18 protein-coding genes, 1 rRNA gene and 2 riboswitches are annotated in these 19,827 nt (G+C 46.8%); of the genes, 14 read left to right on the top strand and 5 right to left on the bottom strand.

Translation table 11 applies throughout. The annotated features are described in order from the left end of the window. The 4 genes from rrf to P9687_RS09680 form a co-directional block, all read left to right on the top strand. A 5S ribosomal RNA gene (rrf, locus tag P9687_RS17330) occupies positions 1-70 on the top strand; the annotation flags it as partial. An 853-nt stretch (positions 71-923) separates the two neighbouring features. Then, the gene (locus P9687_RS09690; RefSeq protein ID WP_035189810.1) at positions 924-1,385 is read left to right on the top strand and encodes a GNAT family N-acetyltransferase; all 462 of its coding nucleotides are present in this window, start codon (positions 924-926) and stop codon (positions 1,383-1,385) included. Positions 1,386-1,596: 211 nt separating this feature from the next. Continuing rightward, the gene (locus P9687_RS09685; RefSeq protein WP_168986013.1) at positions 1,597-1,761 is read left to right on the top strand and encodes a hypothetical protein; all 165 of its coding nucleotides are present in this window, start codon (positions 1,597-1,599) and stop codon (positions 1,759-1,761) included. 325 nt (positions 1,762-2,086) lie between these two features. Beyond that, the gene (locus P9687_RS09680; protein ID WP_035189812.1) at positions 2,087-3,313 is read left to right on the top strand and encodes a DUF6688 domain-containing protein; all 1,227 of its coding nucleotides are present in this window, start codon (positions 2,087-2,089) and stop codon (positions 3,311-3,313) included. Between the two features lie 36 nt (positions 3,314-3,349). On the opposite strand, the gene P9687_RS09675 is transcribed toward P9687_RS09680, so the two are convergent. Together P9687_RS09675 and P9687_RS09670 are read right to left on the bottom strand one after the other, a co-directional pair. After that, on the bottom strand, positions 3,350-3,997 hold the full coding sequence (locus P9687_RS09675; protein ID WP_035189814.1) for a TetR/AcrR family transcriptional regulator: 648 nt from the start codon (positions 3,995-3,997) through the stop codon (positions 3,350-3,352). Further along, positions 3,966-5,213, bottom strand: a complete 1,248-nt coding sequence (locus P9687_RS09670; RefSeq protein WP_328228657.1) for an MFS transporter — start codon at positions 5,211-5,213, stop codon at positions 3,966-3,968. The genes P9687_RS09675 and P9687_RS09670 overlap by 32 nt, the downstream gene beginning before the upstream one ends. A gap of 411 nt (positions 5,214-5,624) precedes the next feature. Continuing rightward, positions 5,625-5,736: riboswitch (TPP riboswitch) on the top strand. Between the two features lie 246 nt (positions 5,737-5,982). Here P9687_RS09670 and P9687_RS09665 point away from each other — a divergent pair. Together P9687_RS09665 and P9687_RS09660 are read left to right on the top strand one after the other, a co-directional pair. Next, complete coding sequence (locus P9687_RS09665) at positions 5,983-6,747, top strand: ABC transporter permease (protein WP_168986014.1); 765 nt, start codon at positions 5,983-5,985, stop codon at positions 6,745-6,747. Positions 6,748-6,758: 11 nt separating this feature from the next. Next, positions 6,759-7,748, top strand: coding sequence for an ABC transporter substrate-binding protein (locus P9687_RS09660; RefSeq protein ID WP_168986015.1), 990 nt, complete (start codon positions 6,759-6,761; stop codon positions 7,746-7,748). A gap of 403 nt (positions 7,749-8,151) precedes the next feature. Here P9687_RS09660 and P9687_RS09655 read toward each other — a convergent pair whose 3' ends face one another. The 3 genes from P9687_RS09655 to P9687_RS09645 are packed head-to-tail and all read right to left on the bottom strand — an operon-like array spanning position 8,152 to position 10,007. Then, complete coding sequence (locus P9687_RS09655; protein WP_035189823.1) at positions 8,152-8,550, bottom strand: VOC family protein; 399 nt, start codon at positions 8,548-8,550, stop codon at positions 8,152-8,154. Next, complete coding sequence (locus tag P9687_RS09650; protein ID WP_168986016.1) at positions 8,534-9,319, bottom strand: phosphosulfolactate synthase; 786 nt, start codon at positions 9,317-9,319, stop codon at positions 8,534-8,536. The genes P9687_RS09655 and P9687_RS09650 overlap by 17 nt, the downstream gene beginning before the upstream one ends. Beyond that, on the bottom strand, positions 9,312-10,007 hold the full coding sequence (locus P9687_RS09645; RefSeq protein ID WP_168986017.1) for a 2-phosphosulfolactate phosphatase: 696 nt from the start codon (positions 10,005-10,007) through the stop codon (positions 9,312-9,314). Before P9687_RS09645 ends, P9687_RS09650 begins: the two co-directional genes overlap by 8 nt. Before the next feature lie 173 nt (positions 10,008-10,180). Further along, a riboswitch (SAM riboswitch) is annotated at positions 10,181-10,281 on the top strand. A gap of 120 nt (positions 10,282-10,401) precedes the next feature. On the opposite strand from P9687_RS09645, the gene P9687_RS09640 reads away from it, so the two are divergent. From P9687_RS09640 to P9687_RS09605, 8 genes are all read left to right on the top strand, one after another. Continuing rightward, positions 10,402-12,258: an assimilatory sulfite reductase (NADPH) flavoprotein subunit gene (locus tag P9687_RS09640; RefSeq protein WP_014098310.1), complete on the top strand. Its 1,857-nt coding sequence runs from the start codon at positions 10,402-10,404 to the stop codon at positions 12,256-12,258. A 17-nt stretch (positions 12,259-12,275) separates the two neighbouring features. Beyond that, positions 12,276-13,988, top strand: a complete 1,713-nt coding sequence (gene cysI / locus P9687_RS09635; protein ID WP_061577591.1) for an assimilatory sulfite reductase (NADPH) hemoprotein subunit — start codon at positions 12,276-12,278, stop codon at positions 13,986-13,988. Positions 13,989-14,185: 197 nt separating this feature from the next. Next, positions 14,186-14,704, top strand: a complete 519-nt coding sequence (locus P9687_RS09630; RefSeq protein WP_225620885.1) for a hypothetical protein — start codon at positions 14,186-14,188, stop codon at positions 14,702-14,704. 49 nt (positions 14,705-14,753) lie between these two features. After that, a complete protein-coding gene (locus P9687_RS09625; protein ID WP_017550377.1) occupies positions 14,754-15,497 on the top strand; it encodes a MerR family transcriptional regulator in 744 nt (247 codons plus the stop codon). A 127-nt stretch (positions 15,498-15,624) separates the two neighbouring features. After that, positions 15,625-17,004, top strand: coding sequence for a dipeptidase (locus tag P9687_RS09620; RefSeq protein WP_168986018.1), 1,380 nt, complete (start codon positions 15,625-15,627; stop codon positions 17,002-17,004). 64 nt (positions 17,005-17,068) lie between these two features. Beyond that, entirely contained in the window at positions 17,069-18,055 is a 987-nt protein-coding gene (locus tag P9687_RS09615) for a DMT family transporter (protein ID WP_035189838.1), read from the top strand. A 159-nt stretch (positions 18,056-18,214) separates the two neighbouring features. Continuing rightward, positions 18,215-19,207, top strand: coding sequence for a thiamine pyrophosphate-dependent dehydrogenase E1 component subunit alpha (locus P9687_RS09610; RefSeq protein ID WP_035189840.1), 993 nt, complete (start codon positions 18,215-18,217; stop codon positions 19,205-19,207). Positions 19,208-19,232: 25 nt separating this feature from the next. Continuing rightward, positions 19,233-19,827: alpha-ketoacid dehydrogenase subunit beta (locus P9687_RS09605; protein WP_443089692.1), on the top strand; the 595-nt coding region annotated here is incomplete at its 3' end.

Below are 19,827 nucleotides of genomic sequence, written 5' to 3'. Positions count from 1 at the left end.
CGGAAGTTAAGCTTTCCAGCGCTGATGGTAGTTGGGGGTCTCCCCCTGCGAGAGTAGGACGTTGCCGGGCCAAAGCAAGCCGCAGATTACGATCTGCGGTTTTTTCATGCACTTTATAAATCTGGTAGTTGGTCTTCGTTTAAATGGAACGCTCACATCAAATGAAGTAGTTGTTCTTTTAAATGGCTGCAGTTATGATATCCGGAAAAACAGATCGGCTTCAGTTTCATGTACGTCATCAAACATTCCGGTTTCCTCCTTTAGTGTCCAAATAGATCATATTTTCTAACAAGGTGAACTGAACCAAGCCGGCTGGGTTATTTGTTTTTCGCCTTTTTAATTTTATGATCAATGACGGAAATTCCGGTAAACTCTATCAATAAAATAAGAGGAATGACAAGACTGTTTACGGTTTTAAAATATAATACTACTATAAGAAACAGGAATAAAATGGCAGCACTAAAAATATATCTCAATTTCAGGAAGCGAACGATCTGTTTATTGGGTATGTTATTCATATGATGGGATTCTTTTATAAAAAAGGAATCGATTTTAGACAGTTTCTTCGTTTTCATAAGAACGAGATACCGGTAAAGCAAAAAAAGTATAAGAATGATCATAGCAAAACCTAACACAGTATTTATCACTGTATCAAACATTTCGGAGCCCCCATTTCCGCATCCTTTACAGTCTCAACATAACATATTGCTTCAAAAATGACTATCCATAATTGACCGTTGATTCACGCTGAAAAAGTAAACGGACAATGTAAAAGAAGGAAATCCGCAGTTCGTGTGCTACAATAAATGACGATAAGAAAATAGAGAATTGTGCCAACCAATTGATAAATGGATTTCAGCTGCCGGGGCGAAAAGAAATGATAAAGGGCTGGCAAAGGAGGAAACAAGAGAGGAGGTTAATAAATGGATTTTATTCCCATTCAAGTTAGGCAGCATCTCCAGTATATTCTCCCGTTCCGCAGGGATTCTTTTATCGTAAGCTTCGGAACGGATGCAAATTTCAATGCAAGAGAGTACCTTGAATGGCTTAAAATGCAGCAAGTACGATTTCCGGAAGGTTTTATGCTTGCGATTGAAAATGGCGTTCCAATTGGACAGCTTGAGGTGACACGTAAAGATTTTGAAGGCAAATCGATTGGCTATGTCAACTTGTACTATCTTATTCCGGAAAAACGCGGCTTGGGTCTTGGTGCTGAGCTGCATGCGTATGCGATGAGCGTTTTCAAAAAACATCAATTGGAGGAATACCATCTCAGAGTATCCCCGACAAATAAGCAAGCCATTTCGTTCTATGAGAAAATGGGAATGAAATGGCTAAAGCCCGAAATGGACGGGAAAGTGTTCCGGATGGCAGGAAAGGTTTAGAACATTAACGATAAAAGAAAAAGCGGATAGAAGAGGAGCAAATGCATATCCGTATTTTACATGAGTCTGATGCTGACGCGTACCGGAAACTTTGATGCGTGCACTGCAATCAACCCCGGAGGCATTTGTCCTATCATAAAGAGAGAAGTCAAATTCACAACCGAGACTGTTAAAAAACCACTGGCTTCGACTGAGGAGGAGGCAACTTAAAATGAGAAATCATCCATACGAAGAATATGAAAATACGGATTTATGGCATACCATTTGGATGGCGATTGACGATCTTGTCAAAAACCAAGACCTTAAAGAAAGGACGCCCCGGGCATATATCGTTGGTTATTTATGTGAAAAGATATTGAAAGACGGCACACTGTGAAATATGGATGATCAACCCGTAATCCATTAACTCAATTCCACTCCTCCTATATATTTTCGTGTTGTTAAGGGAACTATCTTCATCTTCCTTTGAGGGGAGTACAGTACAGCATTCTTTTCGACCAAACTTACTTCAAATCCGCCTTTTTACGGGACTTTTGTAGAAAGGGGGTGGGGGGCACTTTAAAAAACGCATAAGCATAGCGAAAGAAACCAAAGGCCTGGAACAAATCAATTTAACTGTTATCCGGAAATACAATCGCAAAGAAGCGCCAGAAGCGCGGGCGCATTTTTGAAAATATTCATTTAGCATAGGGGGGACTGCATTGAAAAACAACAGAGCGCCAATTGTGATCATAAGTTTAATTGCAGTTGTGCTTTTGTTCCTGGCAGCGGCATACATCCTAGGATTTGGCTATCATATTCTATCCGTATTTTTTGTGTTTTTAGCCCTATTTGTTCTCTGTATTCCTGTGTATGTGATTGCCAGATTCCTATCCAGCTTTAAAAAGGAACCGCAAGCAGCCCCATCCATCAAAGTCAAAACAATGGATACGGTGAATGCAGTCGTGCTTATTTGCCTGTTTATCGTGGGGTGTTATCTGAACGCTTATGGTGCAAGGGCAGGCGAACAGCTGCACGTTTATGAAATTGGAGGGCGGGCGGACGGCTATGCTTCATTGGCTCCTAATCATATCTTTTCAGCGATTGTGTTGGTTGTACTGGGCATGGCTGGGTTCCTGATATTGAATTTTTATGCCGGCCGGGTTTCACCGGTTATCTATGTCGTGAGCAGTACGATACTGGTTTTAAATATTGGGTTTGCTGCTGTTTATTTTACACATACGCTATTCTCAAAACTTGGGGATATGTATTCCGTCCGAGCATTTCAATATAGCTTATTTTGCCTTGCTTTACTGTATATCACCAAGTTAAAAGATTCACTGAATGAGTTTTCAATAAAAATGAGGAAAGAGACTGTACAGTATAAGGGATTTCTTCTTTTACTCTTTAAAATTTCCGTACGGTATAGTAAAATGCCTCGATTGTGGGCGATTTGTTTTTTTCCTGTTTTGCTTATTGTCCAAATGGTCCTCATATTATTTGGTCAGCGGCCGGACAGCTTTATCCGTTTGTTTTTAGATACAAGTTCTTTCACCTATTCCAGGATACCCAATCCCCCTCCGGAAATGTTAAAAGGAGACGAACACTATTTATGTTCTGTGGCAGCGAGGGGGCACACAAAAGTCGTTAAGCCGGTAAGGGCAGGGCTCCGGCACGGCAAAAGAATTCCTGTGAACCGCCAGCTGCTTGTTGCGAATGCTTTCGAACATCTACTTGAAGAATACATGCCGCGTATGCATCACTTCATCCGCTATATTTATGATAAATACGGTTATCCTCTCAGCAGGCATATCCGTACAAAGTGGTCAGCGGACCTTGTCTATCTTTTCATGAAACCTTTGGAATGGTTTTTTCTGTTTATCTTATATACAGTGGATCAAAAACCGGAAAACAGGATTCAGATTCAATATAGCGAATTGCGTAAATAACGATCATCATCGTTTTATATCTGAACCCGGTTCGTATCAACCGGGTTCAATCTTGGTGTCCAAATGCCAGTCTGCATTTTCATCGGGATGCAAAGCCTGAATTAAGTATAAATTTAACGCCTCAAGCTGTCCGCCTACTGCCACTCTTTCTGGTTCTTCCACTTGAGCCATTAAAATCAGGCCGTCCCATATGTTCACCATAAAATTGACAATCGTTTCAAGCGGCTGTACCGGATGAAATTCACCCTGTTTTACGCCCTCTTCCAGAAGCGCTAAAAAGCTTTTCATGGCCCGGGTATACCTTTTTTGGAAAAATGCCTTTCTTTCCGGATTGCGCCACCTGGTGACAGAGTATTCATACATTACGATCCCGTAAGGATTTGGCAAACTTTGGCAAACCACTTTCTGATAGGCTTGAATGGCATCCCATATTTTTTCGTGGCTGCCTGCCAGGTCTTGAATATACGTATAAAATGAATCGTCATTTTTTTCAATAACCGCCTGCATGATTTCTTCTGTGTTGGAAAAATACTGATACAGATTTCCTCTGCTAATGCCGGCTTCTTTTACGATATCCTGCATGGTAACAGGTTCATAGCCTTTTCGTTCAAACACCCGCTTCGCAGCATCCAATATATGATTTTTTCTTTCTTCAAGATGTTGTTTTGATACCCTCGGCGACATGAATTTCCTTCCTTTCTGCTTTTTTCATTGCGATTGCGGAAACGGCAGCAAGCAGGCAAGTGGTTCCGCCAGAGATCAGGAATGCGAGACGGACGCCAAACCACTCTGAAAGCGAGCCTCCAAGTAATATGCCAACAAGCACAGCGAGTGTAGAAAGGCTGTTGATGGTACCGAACACTCTTCCGGTATGCGTTTCAGGCGTTTTCTTTTGGACGAGCACATCGAAAGGAATGGCAGCCATTGTAAAAGAAAAACCCATCAGAAAAAAGACGCAAGGGTAAACGGCTTCAATGATGCCGATCGGCCAGCCGGTACCCGTACTTACTATGATACACCCCAAACCAAGTATGGCGGGGCTGATTTTTAAAGTGATTAATTTCTCCCCTAACTTTATTTTCGTAAACAGCACGGAAGCAGTAAGCATGCCAAAACCGCTTGCCGCAATACACCAGCTCGCAAAATGGACCGTTGCGTTCTTGATATCCCTTATTAATATCATGGCCTGGGAATCAGAAATTTGCAAGGCCAGTATCATGGTACAAAAAACGATCAGACCCATTTTTAACACGGGAAAACCGGAGAGAAAGCGAAATCCTTCAGTTAGCGCGACCTTTTCCCGATGTTCTAGATCACTTTTTACCGGGCTCTGTAATGTTGGCGCCTTGATTCCAAACAGCAGGAGGGCGGAGAGGAAGAAAGAAATGGCATCAAGATAAAAAGCGCCTTTGATTCCGGTCAGGCTGATCAATGCGCCGCCTGCTACCGGCCCGATGATTTTGGCGCTGTTATTGATCATCTCGCTTGTGCCGATTGCCGCCTGTATTTGGTTTTCACCAACAACTTGGCGAAGCAGGCCGCTTTCTGCAGGGGTGAAGACGGCTGAGAAAAAGCCCAAAAAAAATAGAAAGATATAAACTTGCCAAAGCGAAACGGAAAAAGCAATCCCGAGCACACAACCGCAGCGGGCGAAATCCGAGAAGCTCATCAGCACTTTACGGTTAAACCGGTCTGCCAGCCAGCCGGCAGGGGATCCAAATAAAATTGACGGCAGCACCATGCATAATGTAATGCCTGCCATTGCAATCGGGTCAGCGTGCCACTTAAATGCCACTAATGCAAACAATGCAACAAGATGCAGCCAGTCGCCAAGATTTGAAACGGTTTGCGCACTGATTAAGAATAGAAAGGAATGATTTTTAAAAAGCGAATGCTTCATTATGCTCCTCCTTAAATGACACATGTGTCGTTTTTATAATTATAAGCGACATTTGTGTCATTTAACAAGACTATTTTCATCTTTTTCATAAAATTGGTTTTTTTGTGAGCATACAAGCACGAGAAGAGGGGGCGATGTGGTTGTTTCCGTCAGCACTTGCAACCGCAGCCGCTGTCGTATAAATATCTGAATGGCTATCTATTCAGTTTACGATGACGGAATGAAGCGTTAAATGAGCTTATATATCGTGAATAAGAGGCAAATCATGATGATTAAAAGTTTTTTTGCTTTTTTTCCCGGGTTTTTTGGTAAAAACAGGAGCCCTGACTATCGAACCAATTACCATAGAAAAAAGCCTGCACCACTTTACACAAGCAAATAGAAAGCCTATAATAGAAAAAAGTGAATATTTCAGACTACTAGGGGTGCCCGGATTGGCGGGCTGAGAGAAAAACAGTTGGTTTTTCAACCCTTTGGACCTGATCCGGATCATGCCGGCGTAGGAAAGTAGGGATTTGTGAAAATTTTCTTGCTTATTAAAGTCAGGTCTTTTACAGGCCTGGCTTTTTTCTGTTGGAAGGGAGGGAAAATAGCTGCTTTTAGGGCGGTAACCGGAAAAACCCCGTCAATGACGACGGGCAGGAAGAAATAAAAACAAAAAGTAGGTGGAAGATTGCTATAGCAGGAAAAAATTCAAATGGTTGAACGGGCTTTGGAACGGTTTGCAGCTTATACATATTGGAAGTTTGGATGAAAGGAGGTTTCCTAAATGAAGTGGCGAAAATGGCTGGGGGATTACGGACTTTTTTGCGTTACGATGCTAGTCTTGATAGCCATCTGGCAGTGGGTCATACAGAAAGGGATGATCCCGTCTTTCATTTTGCCGTCCCCTTCCCAAATCTATGCATCTTTCATAGAAAATCACAGGCAATTAATAAATGTGCATTTGCCAGCGACAGTGGAGGAAGTCGGCATCGGTTTTCTTTTATCCGTTGCGGGTGGAGTGATGATCGGTGTCCTCATGTATGTTTCCAAAATGGCTGAAAAAATCTTTTATCCGTTTCTTGTTATTTCGCAAACGATCCCGCTTGTCGCCGTATCACCTGTTTTTATGATGTGGTTCGGTTATTCAGTTTGGAGCAAGGTAGCGATCATTGTGTTAACGGCTATCTTTCCGATTGTAATCAGCACTTTTGACGGATTAAAAACCGTTGATTCCGCCTATTTGAATTTGTTTCGGACAATGGGCGCCAGCCGCTGGGATATTTTTCGAAAACTTTCTGTCCCAATGGCTCTTCCTCAATTTTTATCCGGCTTGAAATTATCGGTTGTATATTGTGTCAGCGGGGCAGCGATCGGGGAGTGGCTTGGCGCAACTGCGGGGCTTGGATTTTTTAGCAAGCGAATGTCCGGATATTTGCAGTCGGACGCAGTTTTTTCGGCCGTTTTTCTTTTGGCTGCGTTCGGCATGGGATTATTTTTGCTTATTTATGGGATGGAAAAAGGCTTATTGAAAAACAGAACAAAAATTTAGGGGGATTTTCAATGAAAAAACGATGGATAATGGCCGCTGTGCTCGCATGTTTCCTAGGTGCCTGCAGCAATCATTCGCAGCAAGCAACGAAACATGTGCAAAAAGTAACGATCATGCTGGATTGGTATCCAAATGCGGTTCATTCTTTTCTTTATGTAGCCCAGGAAAAAGGCTATTTTAAAGCGCAGGGCCTTGATGTCAGCATCAAAATGCCTTCTGACACAAATGACCCGTTAAAACTTGCGGCTGCGAATCGAATTGATATTGCATTAAGTTATCAACCCCAAGTGTTAATCGCGCGCGATGAGAAGATTCCGGTCCAATCTTTTGGCACCGTCGTCCGCCATACGCTGAACCGTGTGATGGTGCCGGCTTCAAGCGGCATCCGCTCACCGAAAGACCTGGCGGGCAAAACGGTCGGCTACTCTTCCATTCCGCTGGAAGAAGCAGCCGTGCGGACAATGGTCAAAGCAGACGGGGGCGATCCGGACAAGGTGAAAACAGTGGATGTTGGCTATGATTTAATCCCTGCTCTGACAGCCCATAAAACTGATGCGATCGTCGGCGGTTTTGTCAATCATGAACAGCTGCTGCTGGAAAAGGAGGGCGTACCCGTTAGAGCGTTCAATCCGGCAAAATACGGCGTTCCGGATTATGACGAACTCGTTTTCATCGCAAACGAAAATAAGCTGAAACAGCAGCCAGACATTTTTAAAAAATTTCTTGCTGCTGCCGAAAAAGGCCAGCAATATGTCAAAAAACATCCGGAAAAGGCGCTTGCCATTTTGTTAAAACATGAAGATGCCTCCTCACCGCTGGATAAAAATGTGGAAACGAAGAGCCTGCACATTTTACTGCCGAAGATGGACGAGAAAAATAAAACTATTGCCGATCAGGACCCAAAAAAATGGCAAGACGTTTCGGATTGGCTGTACCAGGCAAAAATCACAAAAACACATGTCAATCCCGAAAAGGCTTTTGTCAACTTAGAAAATCAATAAGAAACCAAAATGACCGGAAGTGAAGACAACATTTACTTCCGGTAGCGTTTGAATACGAGGAATCCGGGTGAATGGGGCGGTAAATGTTGGCGTTTGTTAACAACTTCCGGATCTATTCCCGAATTTCAAGCACCGCTCCTTCCTGTAAGAATTCGAAAAAAACCGCAGCTGTATGGTCTGCGGTTTTTTTGCATGGTTTGCCTGTAATTTTTTGATGTGAAGCAGAAGGAAGGCTCACTGCAACTTCGTGAAGAACCCGGCGTAAAACATCAGCCGCCTTTTGCTGAGGCAGGTTAGGAGTAGAAAACGCTGCACCCAGAGCATGCCTGCAAGCCGACAAAATGGGGTCGCTGTCTAGAAAAAGCAGGCGCATGGCCCGGCCTTGAGCAATGAATGGGACTGGTTAATACACCATGCTTTCATCGTGGTAATATTTAAATTCGAGCAAGTTGTTAGAGGGGTCTTGGAGGAAAAATGTCCAATGTTCCTCTTGCTTGCCTCCAAACCGGACCATTTTCTCCTGGAAAAATGGTAAATGGTTTTTCTTTGCAGATTGAAGGGTTTCCTCAAATGCTGCTTTATTCAAAAAAGTAATGCCGAAATGGCGGGGATACATTTTCGGGTTAGAATCTATTTTTTCAGGGCTCAGATGGCAGACAACCTGGTCCCCGAAAAAATTGAAAGTGACCCGGTCATCATACCGGCGCGCCACCTTGCAGCCTAATTTTTCATAGAAATCGGCTGTTTCATCAAGATCTTTGCACGGAATCGCCAAATGAAAAATTTTATCTGTTTCTCTCATGGGAATCTCCTCCAATAAAAAAAGTATCTGATCGCAAACCGAGCCTTAATGTTTCAAGCGCAAGGGCATCCGAAAAAGGGATGTTGGCCAAATTGGCATCCGGACCGAGATGGTGGATAAAAAAAGCCTGGAGCTGCTTGTTGGGCGCTTCGAAAATCAAAGAATCGCGAGGAATCCCGGAGTCCAGGATGGCCGCAAACATCTCCTCCCGTATTTCCCCGTCCCCGTTGCAAATGCCGCTCGTGCCGCTTTCCCTTGCCTCTGTCATCACTTTATATGCGCCTGCTTCTAAATCTTGACTAATCGATTCCAGCCATAACGCGGGCGTATCGGCCATTGATTTGGCAGCATCTTTTGAGCCGACTTCACTTAACACTTTAAACTCCTTTGAAAACTCCGCAATATAGCGGCATTTTTCCGTATTGGACAGCGGCAGGGTGCCATTTGAGATTTCAACATATTCGCATTCAAACCGCCGGCAGTATTGAACGTACCGATCCGTTTTTCCCTGGCTGGCAAACTTTTCAAATAAAGTGCCGCCGAAAAAGAAGGCAATGCCGTTTTGCCTCAAGTGATCTATTTTTTCTTCCAAATGGCGTGAAACGACCGATGTCCCCCAGCCGAATTTGACGAAATCAATATAAGGGGCTGCACTGTTCATGGTATCTTTAAAAAAGTTCAGCGGAATGCCATTGTCAATTAAGATGGTGATTCCGCAATCCCGCGGTTTCTCATTGCGTAAAGGCAGTGTCAAACCATGGTCATTCATCTTCAACCCTCACGATCGTTGGAAATTCTCCTGTTGGATCCATTTTCATCACAAACCCGCAGTCTCTCTCTTTAATGCAAAATTCCAGGTCAGCCGGGTTAAATGCAGGCTGGCCGGGATCAAGAAATTTTTTTGCAACACTGGCATCTACAATCTCCTTGATCACTGATTCCGGCTTTATCGTGCCGGAGCCGGTGAGGATGCTTTCCATGTATAACGCGCATGCCAGGTCATCTTCCCCCGTCGGATGGGAAGCAATCATGTTGATGCGGGCGTTGTCTTTGTCTTTCCATTTGCGCCGGACCCATTTTGCCGTCGTTTTTGCATTCGAAAAGCCGGTAACATAGACTTCCTTTGCGTGAAGGGCGTGAAAAACTGCTTTTACCCCGTTTGTCGATGTTTGTACCAACGTTTTGCCGGCTAACGGCTGTTTGGCGATGGCGGCCGGTGAATGACCAAAATCAAATCCTGGGATCGGAAGGCCGTGCCTTTCGCCCGTGAGCAAAACATGCGGGTATTTGTTTTTGATACGAAAAGCCGTTTCTATTGAGTCAGCCAGCCATATTTCTTTTACGCCGCCCAAAAAGGCATGGTGGGCAACCGTAAACGCGCGGATTACATCGATCACAATATTGGCATCTCCATCTTCCGGCGTCATCTCATTCCCCTGGTAAATGCGGATATTCATCCATTCCCCCCTCATTCTGTGCAAAAGATACATAAAGTATATTGGGGGGACGCTTGATGCGGAACTTGCCACCCTTTTCCTTTTTTAAATGTCCCATCTGTTCAAAAAAGAATTGACTGTACCTGTATTTGATTGTATAATGTTTTCAATGATTTCTAAATAATGATTTGTGCTTCTTATCCAGAGAGGTGGAGGGAAAGGCCCTTTGAAGCCTCGGCAACAGGTTGAAAAACACTGTGCCAATTCCTGCAGACAATCGTCTGAAAGATAAGAGAAGTTGACCATTGTGCGCCGGCTCTTCTTATCTTTGTAAGGAGAGCTTTTTTCGAAGGCGCTTCTCATGGAAAGAAGCGGATTAAAATCCAAGTAAACTTCTATGTCTATTTGGATTAGGATGTCATACATAAATAAACAAATGAAAAGTGCATGCAAACATTGCGAGGTGGAAGATTTGCCGTTAAGTGTACAAAACAGCCCGTTTAGTAAAGAACAGGCGGAAAAGTTAAATGAACTGCTGCAACTATTAACGGATCAGCAAAAATTATGGCTAAGCGGATATTTAACCTATCCGTTTGCCGAACAAGGAACGAATCCCCCGGGAAGTACAGCTGTTGCTGAAAAACCGGTACAGACGGCAACCAAAACGGTTACGCTGCTGTTTGGTTCCGAGACAGGCAATGCCCAGGCGCTTGCCGAAGCATTCGCAGCCAGATTAAAAGAAATGCAGTTTGCCGTATCTTTTTCGGCACTCGATGCGGCCAAGCCGAAAGATTTAAAAAATGCAGGGTATCTGCTCATCATTACAAGCACACAAGGGGAAGGGGACCCGCCCGACAACGCATTGTCTTTCTATGAGCTGATCCACAGCAGAAAAGCCCCAAAACTGGACGGGGTCCCTTTTTCCGTTTTGGCGCTTGGGGACCAGACATATGAGTTTTTTTGCAAGGTCGGAAAAGAGATCGACAAGAGGCTGGAAGAGTTGGGCGGGGAAAGGCTCTATCCGCGGGTGGATTGTGATGTGGATTATGAAGAGGACGCCCGCGAATGGTTTGAAGGGGTTGCAGGCGTGCTCCGGGCATCTGCCTTGCCGGCTTCAACCGCTGCGGATGCCACCCGGCCTGCAAACACCGATTATTCCAAATCCAACCCGTTCCAGGCGGAAGTGTTGGAAAATATCAACTTGAACTGGGAAGGGTCCAATAAAAAAACGCACCATATCGAACTATCCCTTGAAGGGTCCGGTTTTACATTTGAACCGGGGGACAGCATCGGGATTTACCCGGAAAATGATCCGAAACTCGTGGAACGGCTGATCGAAAAGCTCGGCTGGGATCCGGAAGAACCAGTTCCGGTCAATAAAAAAGGGGAAGTGCTGCCGGCCAGGGAAGCATTACTCAGACATTATGAAATTACGAGATTAACAAAACCGCTGCTTCAGCAGGCAGCCGTGCTTTTCGGAAACAAAGCGCTTACGGCTTTGCTTGAAAATGAAGCGGAGGCAAAGGCGTACCTTGAAGGGCGGGGCCTGCTCGATCTTGTCGAGGAATATCCGCCGGAAAAAGTGGAAGTGCAAGCTTTCGTACAAATGCTCCGGAAAATGCCGCCGCGGCTTTATTCGATCGCAAGCAGCTGGAAAGCGAACCCCGATGAAGTCCATCTTGTCATTGCACTGGACTGCTATACAGCAAACGGAAGGGTGCGCGAAGGGGTTTGCTCCGGGCAAATCGCAGGCAGGATAAAACCGGGAGACAAGCTGCCGGTTTATGTCCACCGCAATCCGAATTTCAAACTTCCGGCTGACCCGGATGTGCCGGTGATCATGATCGGGCCGGGAACAGGCGTGGCGCCGTTCCGTTCTTTCCTGGAAGAAAGGGAAGCGGAAGGGATCACCGGACGAACATGGCTGTTTTACGGGGACCAGCATTTTGCGACGGATTTTCTGTATCAGCTTGACTGGCAAAACTGGCTGAAAAATGGCGTGCTCGAACGGATGGATGTGGCTTTTTCGCGCGACCAGGCAGAAAAAATATACGTCCAGCACCGGATGCTTGAAAAAAGCAAAGATTTTTATGCATGGCTTGAAAAAGGCGCCTGTGTGTATGTGTGCGGCGATGAAAAGCAGATGGCCCGCGACGTCCAGGAAACGCTGCTTGAAATTCTTGAAACAGAAGGCAATATGGCGAGGGAAGAGGCAGAGGATTATTTACAGGAAATGCGACGGGCAAAACGATACCAGCGTGATGTGTATTAACAGAGAGGGGCAGGAAGATGGCTGATAAAAAACTTGATCCGCTTGAAACGATAAAAGAAAAAAGCCGGTTTTTAAGAGGGACGATTGCGGAAGGGCTCAAAGATCCACTGACCGGCGCGATATCCGAAGACGATAATAAACTGTTGAAATTTCATGGCAGCTACCAGCAGGACGACCGCGATATCCGCAACGATCGGCGCAAAAAGAAACTGGAGCCGGCTTACCAGTTTATGGTGCGTGTCCGCATTCCGGGCGGTGTTGCGACCCCGGAACAGTGGCTTGTGATGGATGAACTGGCGCAAAAATACGGGAACGGAACGCTGCGTATGACAACCCGGCAGACATTCCAGATGCATGGCATTTTAAAATGGAATTTAAAGCAGGCCATCCGGGAAATGAACGATGCGCTCATGACGACGCTTGCCGCGTGCGGGGATGTGAACCGGAACGTCATGTGCAACCCGAACCCGTACCAGTCGGATGTGCATGCCGAGGTGTATGAATGGGCGAAAAAAACGAGCGACCACTTGTTGCCGCGGACTTCCGCGTATCATGAAATCTGGCTGGAAGATGAAAAAATCATTGATACAAAAGAGCAGGAAGAGGCAGAGCCGCTGTACGGGCCAACGTATTTGCCGCGGAAGTTTAAAATCGGGTTTGCTGTGCCGCCTTCCAATGATGTCGATATTTTTTCACAGGATTTAGGGTTTATCGCCATTTTGAATGAAGGGAAGCTTGAAGGGTTTAATGTCGCGGTTGGCGGCGGGATGGGCATGACCCACGGCGATCCGAAAACATATCCGCAGCTTGCCCGGATCATCGGTTTTTGCACGCCGAACCAGGTGATTGAAGTGGCGGAAAAAGTGGTGTCGATCCAGCGCGACTACGGCAACCGCGCGAACCGGAAAAATGCGCGTTTCAAGTACACCATTGACGCGCGGGGGCTTGAATGGATCAAGGCGGAACTGAATGAACGGCTCGGCTGGGATCTCGGGGAGGCCCGCCCGTTCCATTTTGACCATAACGGCGACCGTTACGGCTGGATCAAAGGCGATGGCAAATGGCATTTGACGTTATTTGTCCAAAGCGGCAGGATCAAAGATTTTGACGGCTATCCTTTGATGACCGGGCTGCGCGAAATTGCAAAAATCCATCAGGGCGAGTTCCGCCTGACCCCGAATCAGAATGTCATTATTTCCAATGTCACCGACGAAATGAAAGGAAAGATCGGCGAGCTGGTTGAAAAATACCATCTGACGGACGGCAAGCATGCTTCCGCCCTCAGAAGAAACTCGATGTCCTGTGTCGCATTCCCGACTTGCGGCCTTGCGATGGCGGAAGCAGAACGGTACTTGCCGGAACTGCTCGGAAAAATCGAAGAGATTTTGGATGAAGCGGGGTTGCGCGAAGAAGAAATCGTCATCCGGATGTCAGGCTGCCCGAACGGCTGCTCAAGGCCGGCGCTTGCGGAAATGGCTTTTATCGGGAAAGGCCCCGGAAAATACAATTTGTATTTGGGCGGCAGCTTCACTGGCGACAGGCTCGCTTGCCTTTATAAGGAAAATATCGGGGAAGAAGAGATCCTCGCTTCCCTGCGCCCGATTCTTTTGCAATATGCAAAAGAACGGCAGGAAGGCGAACATTTCGGGGATTTCGTCATCCGCGCCGGAATTGTAGAAGCGATCCGTGACGGACGTGATTTTCATAAACCGGCAGCGGTGAATAAATAATTTTACAAACTGTGCCTAGAAGGATTTTATTCTCCGGGCACAGTTTTTTGTTTCTTTACAAAAGCTTCCAATTGGGACATACTGTTTAGCAGAATACCTCATAAAGGATGGTTGCCATGCTGGGAAAAAATTTAAAAACATATATCGAAAACCAAAAGGATACTATAATAATATTATGTAAACAAGAAATAGCGTATTTGGAGCGCTATAAGGATTTTTTCAAAGATGCTGTCAGGGAAAAAGAAATTGTTGAAAAAGAGGGTACCGCCCGTTTTGCCGATGCATCTATTGAACGGTGCAGCAAGGAAGCCGATGAGACCCTTGCGGTGGAAACGGCGGCGTTTTTAAATGAACCTGTCATCTATTTGAAAAAGCATAGGAAAGAATATGTTTACATCGTGTCAGACTGGTTTGGCATCATCGGCGTCGACGGGATTGCCCTTGAGCTGGATGATGTCTTCGGCCATTACAATTGCATGCTCGGGCTCAAAGTGCAGAAGAAATACGGGCCGGCGATTCAAACGGGATTGTCTGAACTGCTCGAAGGAGACGGGAAGGGGGAAATCCTTTTTGATGGCAATGAAGGCATCTGGGATGTGAACTTTCCGTTGAACGATGTGCCCGGTTTCAGGGAAGAGATGCCACTCATGGAAGCTTTCGTGAAAATATACGAAGTGCTGTTTGCCTTGCAGGAAAAACTCGAAAAAATGTCTTGACCCTCACGCTGCGTCACCCCTTACAGTAAAGAAGAAAGGGGGCTGCATGATGAGAATTAAAGAAGTTGCAGAGCTCGCCGGGGTAAGCATCCGGACATTGCGCCACTATGACGAAATCGGGCTACTTAAACCGGCCGAAGTTTCACCGTCCGGCTACAGGCACTATTCGGAAGAAAACTTGAAAACGCTCCAGCAAATCTTATTTTTCAAGGAATTGGGCTTCCCTTTGCAAAAGATCAAGGAAATCATGGAAAGCCCTTCGTTTGACAGGCTCGGGGCGCTCGAGCTGCAGCGCCATTTGCTGATTGAAAAACAGAATCGGCTCGGGAACATGATTGCCTTGATCGAAAAAACAATCCAATCGGAGAAAGAGGGAATGAAAATGTCCAGTGAAGAAAAATTTGCCGGTTTCCGCTTTGACAGCAATCCGTATGCGCGTGAGGCACGCGAAAAATGGGGGGATCAGGCAGTAGATGCAGCGGAAGCGAAAATGGCGAGACTTGACGGGGATGAAAAATTGGCTTTGGCTGATGAGATGAACGAAATTTACCGTGAACTTGCTGCCATCCGCCACAAGGACCCGCGCGCACAAGAAGCGCAAACAGCGATCCGGAAATGGTTTGATTTTTTAAACCGCCATTTCGGGGATTATACGCCGGAAGCCTTTAAAGGGCTTGGCCAAATGTATATAGAAGACAGCCGGTTTACAAAAAACATTGATCAATTTGGCCCAGGGCTTGCGGCGTTCATGGCCGCAGCCATGGCGGAATTTGCGAATCAAACGCATCAATAAAAAATGCGGGGAGCTGCCAAAAGGGGGCTCCTGCTTTCTTTTTTTCATTTGCCACCTTGCAAATGAATTGGAAAAATAATGAAACTTGTCTTACAATAAAGAGAAAGCATGACGAGGAGGTATAGGCATGTCACAAACGTATCAGCAATATTTAAAGGAACACCATGAACAGCACTTAGAAGAACTGTTTGATTTTCTCCAAATCCCGAGTATCAGTTCCCTATCCGAACATCAACCAGATGTCAGAAAAGCAGCGGAATGGCTGAAAGCAGAGCTTGGGAAAACAGGCCTCGAACATACCGCAGTGATGGAAACGAAAGGCAACCCGGTTGTATACGGTGACTGGCTTCACGCAGACGGGAAGCCGACCGTCCTGATTTACGGGCATTACGACGTCCAGCCGGTTGATCCGCTGAACCTCTGGAAAAGCGATCCGTTTAAACCGGAGATCCGCGATGGCAAAATTTTTGCCCGCGGCGTGAGTGATGATAAAGGACAGGTGTTTATGCATATCAAAGCGATCGAAGCATTGATGGAAACGGAAGGGGAACTGCCTGTCAATATCAAAGTGCTGTTTGAAGGAGAAGAGGAAATCGGCAGCCCGCATCTCGCACCATTTGTAGAAGCACATCAGGAACTTTTAAAAGCGGATTTGATCGTCGTTTCCGATACCGGCATGCCGGAGTTGGGAAAACCGACGATCTGCTACGGGCTGCGCGGCTTATGCGGCCTTGAAATCCATGTAAAAGGCGCATCAAGCGACCTTCATTCCGGCGAATATGGCGGCGGGGTGCAAAATGCTGCCACTGCGCTGGTTGAATTGCTGGCGTCCTTCCACGACCAGGACGGCAGGGTTTTGGTGGAAGGCTTCTATGACAAAGTGGAAGCAAGCACGCCGGAAGAAAAAGAAGCGTTCGCAAAACAGGCGGCAGATGAAGGCCAAATACAGGCGCAGCTTGGCGTACCGGCATTGTTCGGGGAAAAAGGCTACTCGTACGCGGAAAGAACATCCGTCCGGCCGACGCTTGAGATCAACGGCTTACAAAGCGGTTTCACCGGAGAAGGCCTGAAAACCGTTTTGCCGTCTGAAGCCTTTGCGAAAGTGACCTGCCGCCTTGTGCCAAACCAGGACCCGTACGAAATTTTGTCGTTAGTGAAAAAACATATTGAAGCCCATGCCCCAAAAGGCGTAACCGTTTCTGTAACCGAATTTGACAAAGGTTACCCGTATGTCACGCCGCGCAAGCATCCTGCCATCCAGCTTTGCGGAAAAGCGTATGAAAAAGTGTACGGCGTGCCGGTTACCTATACAAGGGGCGGCGGGTCGATTCCGATTGTTGCAGAATTTGACCGCATTTTAAACATACCGGTCGTGCTGATGGGGTTTGCCCTTTCGTCGGAAAATGCCCATGCGCCGAACGAGCATTTCCATCTTGAAAATTTTGATAAAGGTATCCAGACCATTTGCACGTATTGGAACGAGCTCAAAACATTGCCGCTTTCATAAGATAAGGAGGAATGCCCCGTATGCGGGTTTTCATTCCCAAAATGCTATAAAAAGGATGTGGGAGATGTTGCGTCCGGTCTTATTAGGGGTATGTGCCGCCTTCTTTTTCGCGGTGACATTTGTTTTAAACCGGTCGATGGAACTGTCGGGCGGCAGCTGGATTTGGAGCGCCTCCCTCCGGTACATTTTGATGGTTCCGTTTTTGCTTGTGATCGTGCTTGCCAGGAAAAATTTTCAAGCCTTATGGGCGGAAATGAAAAAGCATCCGGCCGGGTGGTTATTGTGGAGCTTTACCGGTTTTGTTCTTTTTTATGCGCCGTTATGTTTTTCAGCAGCCTATGCGCCCGGATGGCTCGTGGCCGGCACCTGGCAGATCACGATTTTATCCGGTTCACTGCTTGCCCCGTTCTTTTTTAAAACGGTGGAGACGCCGAAGGGCCTGCTGAAAATCCGGGAACCCATCCCGTTCCGCGGCTTGCGCTGGTCGCTTGTGATTTTGCTCGGCGTTTTGATGATGCAGCTTGAGCAGGCCGGCCGGATCAGCTTCCGGGAAATGATGCTGGGTGTCCTTCCCGTCATTGTGGCGACTTTTGCTTATCCTTTGGGCAACCGGAAAATGATGGAATTGTGCGAAGGCCGGCTCGATACATTTCAGCGTGTGCTCGGCATGACACTTGCCAGCCTGCCCTTTTGGTTTATTCTGTCATTGTACGGTTTAAAAGCGTCCGGCCCGCCGTCCGGAAACCAAATCGTGCAATCAGGCGTGGTTGCGGTCTTTTCCGGGGTGATTGCCACGGTATTGTTTTTCCGGGCAACCGATCTTGTCCGCGGCGATATGCAAAAATTATCGCTTGTAGAAGCGACCCAGTCATTGGAAGTGCTGTTTGCGCTGTTCGGGGAGATGGCCATTTTACCGGTTGCGGCGCCATCGCTGTTGTCCTGGTTCGGCATCATCACAGTTGCAGCCGGCATGGTGCTGCACAGCCTGATGTCACGAAAAACGGTAGCACCGGCTGCATGGAAAATGAAAAAGTCAGAAATCAGCGGATAAGAAAATATGGGAAAAAATGAGACAAAATGAGACAGCTGTCCCGGTTTGTCTCATTTTTTTATGTGCCGGGCGGACGAAGCAGGATGAAAGCGGGGTTTTCAATTGGCACGCTTTTTGCTTGTTTACCAAGTGAAAGACGACGATAAGGAGGATGGATAAATGGAGACAGTAAAAGCGGGCGAACTGCAGTTAACGAAGGAAAAAGCGCAGTGGATGTTGCAAAAAATGTTTGAAATCCGCAAGTTTGAAGACAAAGTGCATGAAGTGTTTGCGACCGGCATTTTACCGGGATTCGTCCACTTATATGCCGGCGAGGAAGCGGTTGCAGTCGGCGTTTGCGCCCATCTGAACGATCAGGATATGATCACAAGCACACACCGCGGCCACGGCCACTGTATCGCGAAAGACTGCGATTTAAAAGGGATGATGGCGGAAATCTACGGGAAAGCGACAGGTCTGTGCAAAGGAAAAGGCGGTTCCATGCATATTGCCGACCTCGACAAAGGCATGCTCGGTGCAAACGGGATTGTCGGCGGCGGGTTCCCGCTGGCATGCGGCGCGGCATTGACGGCGAAAGTTAAAAAGACGAGTAATGTAAGCGTTTGCTTCTTTGGGGACGGCGCGAATAACCACGGTACGTTTCACGAAGGCATCAACTTGGCAGCCGTATGGAAGCTTCCGGTCATTTTTGTGGCGGAAAATAACGGCTATGGGGAAGCGACGCCATTCCATTATGCGTCAAGCTGTAAAACGATTGCCGACCGTGCCGTTGCCTACGACATTCCGGGTGTTCGTGTCGACGGGAAAGATATCGTTGCCGTGTACCAGGCGGCAAAAGAAGCGGTGGAACGCGCCCGCAACGGGGAAGGCCCGTCGCTGATTGAATGCGTGACGTACCGAAACTACGGGCATTTTGAAGGGGATGCCCAAACTTATAAAGCAGAAGCAGAAAAGGCGAAACAGCTGAATGAAAAAGATGCGATCGTCCAATTTAAAAAATTTGTGCTTGAACAAAACTTGTTCAGCGAAGCAGACATCAACAGCCTGGAACAAAAAGTGGAACAGGAGATCGAAGAAGCTGTGAAATTCAGCGAAGAAAGCCCGTATCCGGACCCTTCCGAACTTTTGAAAGATGTCTATGTATCCTACTAATCTATGAAAAAAGGAGGCCTTTCCAATGGGAAGACAAATTTCTTTTTCGCAGGCCATTAACGAAGCGATGAAACTGGCGATGAGAAGAGATGAAAATGTAATTTTGATGGGGGAAGATGTTGCCGGCGGTGCGGAAGTTGATCACCTGCAGGATGAAGAAGCATGGGGTGGCGTGCTTGGCGTGACGAAAGGCCTTGTCCAGGAATTCGGCCGCGGGCGGATTTTGGATACGCCGATTACGGAAGCGGGCTATATGGGGGCTGCGATGGCTGCTGCTTCAACAGGATTGCGGCCGATTGCAGAGCTCATGTTCAACGATTTTATCGGCAGCTGTCTGGACGAAGTGCTCAACCAGGGCGCGAAATTCCGGTACATGTTCGGCGGCAAGGCGCAAGTGCCGGTGACGGTCCGGACGATGCACGGCGCCGGGTTCCGGGCGGCGGCCCCGCACTCGCACCGCCTGTCTGCGCTGTTTACGTCGATACCGGGCTTAAAAGTCGTCGTGCCGTCAACGCCATATGATGCGAAAGGGCTGCTTTTGTCTGCGATCGAAGACAATGACCCGGTTATCTTTTTTGAAGATAAAACGCTTTACAACATAAAAGGGGAAGTGCCCGAAG

This window comes from Weizmannia sp. CD-2023, from assembly GCF_036225245.1.
In the GTDB taxonomy this organism is placed as follows: Bacteria; Bacillota; Bacilli; order Bacillales; family Bacillaceae_C; genus Weizmannia; species Weizmannia faecalis.
Note: the sequence above shows the minus strand (reverse complement) of the source record. Positions and strands in the feature narration are given on the sequence as shown.